Source organism: Rhizobacter sp. P2_D12 (genome assembly GCF_056404395.1).
The window spans coordinates 1-10,368 of the sequence record NZ_JBFUEB010000158.1; the positions used below are offsets into that span (position 1 = coordinate 1).

11 protein-coding genes are annotated in these 10,368 nt (G+C 73.2%); all 11 read left to right on the top strand.

All coding sequences use genetic code 11. The features are described from left to right. Positions 1-417, top strand: a 417-nt coding sequence (locus AC1DYN_RS29835; protein WP_477965953.1) for a bifunctional adenosylcobinamide kinase/adenosylcobinamide-phosphate guanylyltransferase, incomplete at its 5' end; no start/stop codon positions are given. Then, on the top strand, positions 414-1,280 hold the full coding sequence (locus AC1DYN_RS29840; RefSeq protein ID WP_477965955.1) for an ABC transporter substrate-binding protein: 867 nt from the start codon (positions 414-416) through the stop codon (positions 1,278-1,280). The genes AC1DYN_RS29835 and AC1DYN_RS29840, both read left to right, overlap by 4 nt. After that, entirely contained in the window at positions 1,277-2,284 is a 1,008-nt protein-coding gene (locus AC1DYN_RS29845; RefSeq protein ID WP_477965956.1) for a FecCD family ABC transporter permease, read from the top strand. The genes AC1DYN_RS29840 and AC1DYN_RS29845 overlap by 4 nt, the downstream gene beginning before the upstream one ends. Beyond that, complete coding sequence (locus tag AC1DYN_RS29850) at positions 2,281-3,045, top strand: ABC transporter ATP-binding protein (RefSeq protein ID WP_477965958.1); 765 nt, start codon at positions 2,281-2,283, stop codon at positions 3,043-3,045. Before AC1DYN_RS29845 ends, AC1DYN_RS29850 begins: the two co-directional genes overlap by 4 nt. A gap of 29 nt (positions 3,046-3,074) precedes the next feature. Next, positions 3,075-3,644, top strand: a complete 570-nt coding sequence (gene cobO / locus AC1DYN_RS29855; protein ID WP_477965960.1) for a cob(I)yrinic acid a,c-diamide adenosyltransferase — start codon at positions 3,075-3,077, stop codon at positions 3,642-3,644. Beyond that, positions 3,644-4,546, top strand: a complete 903-nt coding sequence (cbiB, locus tag AC1DYN_RS29860) for an adenosylcobinamide-phosphate synthase CbiB (protein WP_477965962.1) — start codon at positions 3,644-3,646, stop codon at positions 4,544-4,546. The genes cobO and cbiB overlap by 1 nt, the downstream gene beginning before the upstream one ends. A 1-nt stretch (position 4,547) precedes the next feature. Further along, positions 4,548-5,588, top strand: coding sequence for an aminotransferase class I/II-fold pyridoxal phosphate-dependent enzyme (locus tag AC1DYN_RS29865; protein ID WP_477965964.1), 1,041 nt, complete (start codon positions 4,548-4,550; stop codon positions 5,586-5,588). Next, entirely contained in the window at positions 5,585-7,042 is a 1,458-nt protein-coding gene (locus AC1DYN_RS29870; protein WP_477965966.1) for a cobyric acid synthase, read from the top strand. The genes AC1DYN_RS29865 and AC1DYN_RS29870 overlap by 4 nt, the downstream gene beginning before the upstream one ends. Positions 7,043-7,044: 2 nt before the next feature. Continuing rightward, on the top strand, positions 7,045-8,091 hold the full coding sequence (gene cobT, locus AC1DYN_RS29875; protein ID WP_477965968.1) for a nicotinate-nucleotide--dimethylbenzimidazole phosphoribosyltransferase: 1,047 nt from the start codon (positions 7,045-7,047) through the stop codon (positions 8,089-8,091). Continuing rightward, positions 8,088-8,876: an adenosylcobinamide-GDP ribazoletransferase gene (gene cobS, locus AC1DYN_RS29880; RefSeq protein ID WP_477965970.1), complete on the top strand. Its 789-nt coding sequence runs from the start codon at positions 8,088-8,090 to the stop codon at positions 8,874-8,876. The genes cobT and cobS overlap by 4 nt, the downstream gene beginning before the upstream one ends. 189 nt (positions 8,877-9,065) lie before the next feature. Next, positions 9,066-10,368 (top strand): RHS repeat domain-containing protein (locus tag AC1DYN_RS29885; RefSeq protein WP_477965972.1); only part of this gene is annotated, 1,303 nt, incomplete at its 3' end.

The window sequence follows — 10,368 nt, forward strand, 5'->3', positions numbered from 1 at the left end:
TCGCTCGCGCGGCACCGCCGCGACCGCGCCGAGCGCGTGCCGCGGATGGCCACGCACGAGGTGCCGGGCGACCTGGCGCTCGGCATCGCCGAGCACAGCAGCCGGCAGCGCCTGCTGGTCATCGACTGCCTGACGCTGTGGGCCACCAACTGGCTGATGCCGATCGACGGCGTGGCCGCCGCGGCCGAAAGCTGGCAGGCTGCGTCCGAGTCGATGCTGCGCGCGCTGTTGGCGGCGCCGGGGCCGGTGGTGCTGGTGTCCAACGAGATCGGGCTCGGCCTGTCGCCGATGTCGCGCGAGGCGCGGCACTTCGTCGACGAGCTGGGCCGCCTGCACCAGGCGGTGGCCGCGCAGTGCGCGCGCGTGACGCTGATGGTGGCAGGCGTGGAGCTGACCGTGAAGGGCGAAACACGATGAGGATCACCCGCTGGCTGGTGTCGCTGCTGCTCGCGCTGGCCGCCTTCCAGGCCGCGGCGGCCGGCGTCTCGCTGAAAGACGACCGCGGCCGCACGCTGCAGCTGGCCGCGCCGCCGCAGCGCGTGGTCAGCCTGCTGCCATCGCTGACCGAAAGCCTGTGCGCGCTCGGCGGCTGCCCGCGTCTGGTCGGCACCGACCGCTATTCCAATTCGCCGCCCGAGGTGGTCGCGCTGCCCAAGCTGGGCGGCATCGACGACGCGCAGGTCGAGCGCATCGTCGCGCTGAAGCCCGACGTCGTGCTGGCCGCCACCTCGGCGCGCATCATCGAGCGGCTCGAGTCGCTGGGCGTCAAGGTGATCGTCGTCGAATCGAAGACGCATGCCGACGTGCAGCGCAGCCTGAACACCCTCGCGCAGCTGCTCGGCACGCCGGAGCGCGCGGCGCCGGTCTGGGAGCGCATCCAGCGCGAGATGGGCGAAGCGGCGGCGCGCGTGCCGCCGCCGCTGCGCGGGCAGCGCGTCTACTTCGAGGTCGATGCGTCGCCGTATGCGGCCGGCCCCGGCTCGTTCATCGGCGAGACGCTGGTGCGGCTCGGCCTCGCCAACATCGTCGCGCCCGAGCTGGGCCCGTTCCCGAAGCTGAACCCCGAGTACGTGCTGCGCGCGCAGCCCGACATCCTGGTCGGCGCGCAGCGCAATGTCGGCGAGATGCCCGGCCGGCCCGGCTGGAGCGCGTTGCGCGCGGTGCAGCGCCAGCGCATCTGCGGCTTCGACCCGGCGCACTACGAGGTCCTGATCCGCCCGGGGCCGCGCATGGGCGAGGCCGCATTGCAGCTGGCCGATTGCCTGGCGGCGCTGCGATGAACGGACACGCGCGCCTGCTGCGACGACGGCTGGTGGTGACGCTGGCCGTGCTGGCGCTGGCGCTGGTCGTCGCCGGCCTGGCCGCCGGCAGCGAAGGCTGGTCGCCCGCCTCGCTGTGGGGGCCGGACGCGCCGCTGATCGTCGGCCAGATCCGCGCGCCGCGCACGCTGGGCGCGTGGCTGGTCGGCGCGCTCCTCGGGCTGGCCGGCGCGGTGGCGCAGGGGCTGTTCCGCAATCCGCTGGCCGACCCCTACCTGCTGGGGGCAGCGTCGGGCGCGACGCTGGCGGTGGTGCTGGGGCTGGCGGCGCAGGCGATGGCCGGCCACTACATCAGCCTCGCGACGGCCAGCCTGCTGTCCAGCGCCGGGCTGGTTCTGGGGGCCTTCCTCGGCGCGCTGGGCGGCGTGCTGCTGACGCTGCTGTTGTCGCGCGGCGCGCAGCACACGACGCGGCTGCTGCTGGCCGGCGTCGTGGTCGGCGTCGTGCTCGGCGCGGCCAGCGACCTGGTCACCAACGTCGCGCCCGACGCGCTGCGCGGAAAGCAGTGGTTCATGCTGGGCAGCACCTCCTTCCTCGGCTGGCAGAGCGTGCTGCTGCTCGGTGCCGGCGTGCTGGTGTGCGTGCCGCTCGCGTGGCGGCTGGCGCGCGCGCTCGACGCATTGACGCTGGGCACCGACAGCGCGCTGAGCCTGGGGCTGGCGCTGCCGCAGCTGCGCCTGGTGCTGGTGGTCGTGCTGGCGCTCGCGACCGGCCTGGCGGTGGCGCAGTCGGGCCTGATCGCGTTCGTCGGGCTGGTGGCGCCGCACCTGGTGAGACGCTTCGCGCCTTCGGCACAGGGCTACCTGCTGGTCGTCAGCGCGCTGATGGGCGGCACGCTGCTGCTCGCGGCCGATGTGCTGGCGCGCTTGCTGATCGCGCCGCAGGAGCTGCCGGTGGGCGTGCTGACGGCCTTGCTCGGCGGCGGCTACCTGCTGTGGCTGCTGCACCGCCGGGGCATCGAATGAGTGCGCTGGCCTGTGCGGACGTGCATGTCGCGCTCGGCGGCACGCCGGTGCTGAAGGGCGTGACGCTCGCGCTGCAGCCGGGCTGGACGGTGATCGTCGGGCCGAACGGCGTCGGCAAGTCGACGCTGCTGCGCGTGATGGCCGGTCTGCTGGCGCCGGCGTCTGGCACGGTGCTGCTGCAGGGCCGGCCGCTGTCGGCGTGGTCGGCGCGCGAGCGGGCGCGGCAGCTCGCATGGCTCGCGCAGCAGGGCGAGGCGCGCGGCGAGCTGACGGTGCGCGACATCGTCCACCTCGGCCGCCTGCCGCAGCTGGGGCTGTTCACGCCGCCGGGGCCGCAGGACGAGGCCATCGTCGATGCGGCGATGGCCGCCACCGAGTGCAGCGCGTGGCAGCACCGGCACCTGCATGCGCTGTCGGGCGGCGAACGGCAACGGGCCTTGATCGCCCGGGCACTGGCGGTGCAGGCGCCGGTGCTGCTGCTCGACGAGCCGACGACCCACCTCGATCCGCCGCACCAGGTGGCGCTGGTGCGCCTGTTCCAGCGGCTGGCGCGCACGCAGACGGTGGTGAGCGTGCTGCACGACCTGCCGCTCGCGCTGCAGGCGGACCGGCTGGTCGTGATGAAGGACGGCCGTGTCGAGGCCGAAGGCGCGCACGACGATCCCGCGGTGCACGCGGCCCTGGAATCGGTGTTCGACCACGCGGTCCGCGTCGAGCGCGTCGGCAAGCGCTTCTTGACCATCCCCAACCTGGATTCGTAGCCCGGATGCCAATCCGGGTCGGCGCCCCCATGCAGATCGAAAAACCCCCCACCGAACGCAGCAGCGACAAACCCGACGGCGAGCGCCGCGGCCTCGTGATCGTCCACACCGGCAACGGCAAGGGCAAGAGCACCGCCGCCTTCGGGCTGGCCGTGCGGGCCCATGGCCGCGGCAAGGCGGTGAAGGTCTACCAGTTCATGAAGCCGCCGTCGGCGCGCTTCGGCGAGCACCGCGTGTTCGACCAGCTCGGCATCCCGATCGAGGGCCTGGGCGACGGCTTCAGCTGGAAGAGCCGCGACCTCGAACACTCGGCCCGGCTTGCGCTCGACGGCTGGACGCGCGCCGAGGCGACGATCCGCGCCGGCGAGCATTTCCTGGTCGTGCTCGACGAGGTGACCTATGCACTGCGCTACGGCTGGGTGCCGCTGGAGGCCGTGCTGGCCTGCCTGCGCGAGCGGCCGGTCCACGTGCACGTGGTGCTGACCGGCCGCGGCGCGCCGGACGAATTGATCGCACTGGCCGACACCGTCACCGAGATGACGCTGGTCAAGCACCACTACCAGGCCGGCGTGCCGGCGCAGCGCGGCATCGAAGACTGATGCTGGCTGCCGCCGCGCTGCTGCTGGCCTGGGCGCTGGACGCCTGCTTCGGCGAGCCGCGCAACGTGCTGCACCCGGTCGCGTGGCTGGGGCAGGGGCTGGCGCCCATCGGGCAGGCCTTGAAGCGCCTGCCGCCGAGGCTGGCCTGGGCCGGTGGCGCGCTGGCGTGGTGCGCCGGTGCCGGCTTGCTGGGCACGCTCGCGTGGCTCGCGCAGCGCGAAATCGACACCTGGCCGGCGTGGGCCGCGGTGCCGGCGCTGGCCCTGCTGCTGAAGCCGAGCTTCGCGTGGCGCATGCTGCGCGACGAGGTCGCGGCCATCGAACGCGCGCTGGCCGGCACCGCGGCCGACGCCCGGCAGCAGCTGTCGCGCCTCGTCAGCCGCGACACCTCGGTGCTCGATGCGGAGGGCGTGCGCGAGACGGCGATCGAGACGCTGGCCGAGAACCTGAACGATTCGCTGGTCGCGCCGCTGTTCTGGTTTGCGGTCGCCGGCCTGCCCGGTGCCGTCGTCTACCGCTTCGCGAACACCGCCGATGCGATGTGGGGTTACCGCGGCGAGTGGGAATGGGCCGGCAAGTGGGCGGCGCGCGCGGACGACGTGCTGTCGTGGCTGCCGGCGCGCATGACGGCGCTGCTGCTGTACCCGCCGCTGCGCATCGCGCACTGGCATGCGCTGCGCCGCCAGGCGGTGCTGACGCCGTCGCCGAACGGCGGCTGGCCGATGGGCGCGATCGCGCTGCGCCTGGGCGTGCGCCTGGGCAAGCCGGGCGTCTACACGCTGAATGCCGGTGCGCGATCGCCCGGGCCGGCCGACGTGGGCGCGGCACTGCGCATCGCGGCGCACGCCGCCTGGGCCGCGCTGGCGCTGGCGGTCGCGGCCTGCTGGGCGAGGAGTGCCTGACATGGTGCTGCATGGCGGACCGGATGCCGAGGGCGTCGCACGCTGGGATTTCTCGACCAATGCGAATGCCTGCGGGCCGGCGCCGATGGCCTTGCTCGACGTCGACCCGTCTTGCTATCCCGACCCGTCGTCGACGGCACTGAAGGCTGCGCTGGCGGCGCACCACGGGGTCGACCCGCAGCGCATCGTGATCGCGGCCAGCGCGAGCGAGTTCATCGCCCGTGCCAGCACCGCGGTGGCCTTGCGCTTGCCGGGGGCGGGCGTGTTCGCGCCGCGGCCCGGCTATGGCGACTACCGGGCGGCGGCGCAGGCGCGCGGCTTGCGCGAGGTGGCGCTCGAAGCGGCACAGCTGGTGTGGCAGACCTCGCCGGACAGCCCGCTCGGGCGGACGGTCGCAGTGCTGCCTGCTGCGGGTGCGCTGCATGTCGTCGATTGCGCGTATGCGCCGCTGCGCCTGGACGTCCCGGAAAGAGATCCGTTCGGACTGAGCTTGTCGAAGGCCGGCGCGCTGGGGCACCAACCCTTCGACACGGGCCTTCGACAGGCTCAGTCCCTGCTCAGGGCGAACGGGGTGAAGGCGAACGGGGAGGCATGGCAGCTGTGGTCCCCGAACAAGGCCCTGGGCCTGACGGGCGTGCGCGGCGCCTATGCGATCGCACCGCCCGACGACCCCTGGCAGGCGTCGATCGAAGCGCTGGCGCCGTCGTGGCCGCTGGGCGCCCACGGTGTCGCGATGCTGACCGCATGGACTCGACCCGCGACGCAGCACTGGCTGCAGGACTCGCTCGCGACGCTGACGCGCTGGAAGGCCCGCCAGCTCGAGCTGTGCGCGTCGCTCGGCTGGAGCTGCGAGGACAGCGAGACGCCGTTCCACGTCGCGCGCGGCCCCGGCCTGGTCGAACGCCTGCCCGCATTGCGCCGCCACGGCATCAAGCTGCGCGACACCGCGTCGATGGGCCTGCCCGGCGCGGTGCGCCTGGGCGTGCAGCCGCCGGCCGCGCAGGACGCGCTGGCGCGGGCGTGGATGGAGGTCACGCGGTGAGCGCGCGCGCGGTGATGGTCCTCGGCACCACCAGCGGCGCCGGCAAGAGCTGGCTCGCGACCGCGCTGTGCCGCTGGTACGCGCGCCAGGGCTTGAAGGTGGCGCCGTTCAAGGCGCAGAACATGAGCAACAACGCGCGCGTCGTGCCGGGGCTGGGCGGCCGGCTCGGCGAGATCGGCAGCGCGCAGTACTTCCAGGCGCTGGCCGCGCGCGCCCGGCCCGAAGTGCGCATGAACCCGGTGCTGCTGAAGCCCGAGCGCGACACCGCGAGCCAGGTCGTGCTGCTCGGCGAGGTGCGCCCCGACCTGGCCGAGGTGCCCTGGCACGAGCGCAGCGCGCGCGTCTGGCCGTTCGCGCGCGACGCGCTGCAGGCGCTGCGCGACGAGCACGACGTGGTCGTGATCGAGGGCGCCGGCTCGCCGGCCGAGATCAACCTGCGCCACAGCGACTACGTCAACATGCGCACCGCGCTGGCCGCCGACGCCGCCTGCCTGCTGGTGACCGACATCGACCGCGGCGGTGCCTTCGCCCACCTGTATGGCACGCACCAGTTGCTCGCGCCGCACGAGCAGCGCCTGCTGCGCGGCTTCGTGCTGAACCGCTTCCGCGGCGACGCCCGGCTGCTGGAGCCCGGTCCGGCCCAGCTGCAGCAGCTGACCGGCGTGCCGACGCTCGCGGTGCTCCCGATGTGGCGCCAGCACGGGCTGCCCGAGGAGGACGGCGTGTTCGACGGCACGCCCAGCGGCGACGCGGACGGCCTGCGCATCAGCGTCGTCGCGTACCCGCGCCTGAGCAACCTCGACGAGTTCCAGCCGCTGCGCCAGCTGGCCGGCGTGCAGCTGCGCTGGGCACGCACGCCGGCCGCGCTGGCGGATGCCGACTGGATCGTGCTGCCCGGCTCCAAGCACACCAGCAGCGACCTGGCCTGGCTGCGGGCGCAGGGCCTCGCCGGGCCGATCGCGCGCCACGCCGCCGCGGGCCGCCCGCTGCTCGGGCTGTGTGGCGGGCTGCAGATGCTGGGCGAGTCGCTGGACGATCCGTTCGGCATCGACGGCGATGCGCGCGGCCTGGGCCTGCTGCCGCTCGCGACGCGCTTCGAGCGCGACAAGCTGCTGTGCCGCGTCGACACGCGCTTCGAGACGCTGGCCGGTGCGTGGTCCGCGCTGTCGCAGGTGGCGCTCGACGGCTACGAGATCCGGCATGGCCGCACGCAGGCGACGGCGCCGCTGCCCGTGGCGCTGCGCAATGCGGCCGGCGAGCCGATCGGCTGGCAGCGCGACAACGTGCTGGGCCTGTATGCGCACGGCGTGTTCGAATGCGCCGGCGTGCTGCGCGCGCTGTTCGGGCGGCCGGCGCGCACGCTCGAACAGGTCTTCGACGGGCTGGCCGATTTCGCCGACGCGCACTTCGCGCCGGGCGCACTGATGCAACTCCTCCAACCTCGCAAGGACTGAGCATGGCTTTCGAACTTCCTTCCATCGCACCGCTGCACGACGCGGCACTTGCGCAGCGGCTGCAGCACCGGCTGGACCGCAAGACCAAGCCGCTCGGCTCGCTCGGGCGGCTCGAGGCGCTGGCGCTGCAACTGGGCATGATCCAGCGCAGCGACGCGCCGCGCCTGCAGCAGCCGCAGATGCTGGTGTTCGCCGGCGACCATGGGCTGGCGGCGCGCGGCGTGTCGGCCTTCCCGAGCGACGTCACCTGGCAGATGGTCGAGAACTTCCTGGCCGGCGGCGCCGCGGTCAGCGTGCTGGCGCGCCAGCACGGGCTCGCGCTGACGGTGGTGGATGCCGGCGTCGCGCACGATTTCGCGCCGCGTGCCGGCCTGCTGGACCGCAAGATCGCACGCGGCACGGCCGATGCGCTGCAGGGGCCGGCGATGAGCGGCGCGCAATGCCGCGAGGCGCTGGCCGCCGGCATGGCGGTGGTGCACGGCCTGCCCGGCAATGCCGTGCTGCTGGGCGAGATGGGCATCGGCAACAGCTCGAGCGCCGCCTTGCTGCTGGCGCGCCTGAGCGGGGCGCCGATCGGGCAGTGCGTGGGCCGCGGCACCGGGCTCGACGATGCCGGGCTGGCACGCAAGCAGGCGGTGCTCGCGCAGGTGCTGGAACGGCACCGCGATGCGGTCGAACCGCTGGACGTGCTGGCGGCCTTCGGCGGTTTCGAGATCGCGATGCTGGCCGGCGCGGCGCTGCAGGCCGCGGCCGAGCGGCGCGTGGTCGTCGTCGACGGCTTCATCGCGAGCGCCGCCGTGCTGGTCGCGGTGCGGCTGGTGCCGGCCCTGGCCGGCTACTGCGTGCTGGCGCACCGCTCGGCCGAACCGGGGCATGCGCGGGTGGTGCGAGAACTCGGCGGAGAACCGCTGCTCGACCTGGGCCTGCGGCTCGGCGAAGGCTCGGGCGCGGCGCTCGCCTGGCCGCTGCTCGACAGCGCGGTGCGCGTGCTGGCCGAGATGGCGAGCTTCGAATCGGCCGGCGTGTCGGATCGCAGCGAGGCGGGATGAAGGCCTTGCTGCACGAGCTGCGGCTGATGGCGGTGGCGCTGCAGTTCTTCACGCGCGTGCCGGTGCCGCGCGCGCTCGGCTTCGAGCCGGAATGGCTGAACGCGAGTGCGCGGCATTTCCCGTTGATCGGCTGCCTGGTCGGCACCGTGGCCGCGCTGGTGCTGGCGATCGGAAGCCAGGGCCTGGGCACGTCGATCGGCGTGTGGCTGTCGATCGCCGCGACCGCCTGGCTGACCGGCGCCTTCCACGAGGACGGCCTGGCCGACACCTGCGATGCGCTGGGCGGCGCGGTCAGCCGCGAGCGCGCGCTGGAGATCATGAAGGACTCGCGCATCGGCAGCTACGGCGCGGTCGGGCTGGTGCTGGTGCTGGGGCTGAAGGTGGCCGCGCTGACGAGCCTGCCGCTGGCGCTGGCGCTGCCGGCGCTGCTGCTCGCGCACACCGCATCGCGTGCTGCGGCGGCGGTGCTGATCCGCGTGCTGCCGTATGCCGGCGAGGTGTCGCAGGCGAAGGCCAAACCGCTCGCGCAGCGCATCTCGGCGGTCGGCATGGCGGTGGCGCTCGGCTGGGTCGCGGTGTTGAGTGCGGGCCTGCTGGCGCTGCGCTGGGGCTGGTGGCCGTACGTCGCGATCAGCCTCGGCCTCGTCGCGGCGGGCACGCTCGCGTGCGGACGCTGGTTCCGCAGCCGCCTGGGGGGCATCACCGGCGACACGCTGGGCGCGACGCAGCAGATCACCGAGTTGCTGGCCTTGCTCGGCTGGGTGCTGGCCTTGCGCTGGGCATGACGTGGATTTGTTGTGCTGAGTGCAAACAATTGACAACTCCGTCGAGCTGGCCCGCTGTTTCCTGCTCTCGGGTCTTGTCTGTGTCAAATCCTTCACGTCTAATCCGCCGGCTCGCGTTTCAAGCAGTCTCCTGAAGAAGTACTCAGGGCGCGAGTGCACAGGCGCATTGCGGCCGACGAGGAGAACTTCATGGCATTGGATTGGACACCCCTGCATCGGGGGGTGAAGGGCATCGTGTTGTCGATGCTGATGCTGCTGGCGTCGGCCGCAGCGCATGCAAGTGGCCAGGTGGCGTCGACGGGCACCGAGCCCAGTGGTGGTGGCTGCATCCAGACGCGCGACACGAGCGAGGTGACCGGATTCTGCGGCCCCGAGGGCAGCTTCAACGCGCAATGCGGCGCCTACTGGCGATCGTTGACCGGCGACCCCAATGTCTTTGGAGAGGGCGCCGGCTACGGCGGGCTGTGCTTCGGCAGCGACGGCGGCAGCGGCCGCATCACGTCGTCGATGGCGTACACGCGGCCGACGTGCCCGGGCGACGCGCTGCTCACCGGCAGCACCTGCACCTGCCGCCCCGGCACCGGGGCCGACCCGACGAACACGGCATGCTGGCCGATACGCGACGTGAGGCTGCCGCACGACTGYCCGCTGTGCGAGCTGCTGCGGGGCAACCCGATCGTGCCGCTGCGCGGGGTCAAGAAGGAGTTCGTGGACACCGGGCTGCGCGTGGGGCGCCTGCCGCTGACGCTGACCTACGACAGCACCGGGCGGGTGCCGGGCGTGCATCGCGAGGCCGCGGCGGCGACGCTGCGCCCGGGCCTGGGCGAGCTGTGGTTCAGCAGCCTGCACCGGCACATTGCCTCGCAGCAGGACTACAACGTGGTGGTGCAACGCGGCGATGGCCGGGCACAGTCCTTCCAGGTGCAGGGCACCGGCGTGTTCKYCCCGGTGGCYGGGCGCACCGACCGGCTGACCGCCGACMAGRCCACCTGGCAGTACTTCAAYGCSCAGGACAACAGCCGCGAGTTGTACGACCTGGACGGCAACCTGGTGTGGATCGCGTGGAGCGACGGCGCGCGCGTGAACTTCACGTACAGCACCGCGAGCTGGGCCACGCTGGGCAGCGAGGGCCAGGCCATCGCATTGACCGGCACGAACCGGGTGCGCTTCGGTGCGGGCACGCGCTGGGTCGAGAAGACGGTGGACGGCGGCTTTGCGTGCACGARCTTCTTCTTCGGCTACAACCCGGACCGCCAGGCGAGCAAGACTTGCCAGGTCGCCACCATGACCCCGGCCGATGCRCCGGCCGGCGGCCTGCTGCTGAGCGCGCAGGACGACCGGGGCCGCCGCATCTCGTTCCGCTACGACATCCAGGGSCGCATCGCGCGCATCGAGGACACGGCCGGCCAGGCCATCGTGYTGGCCTACGACACCCAGGGGAACCTGGAGACGGTGAGCTGGCCGGACGGGCGGGTGCGGCGCTTCGTGTACG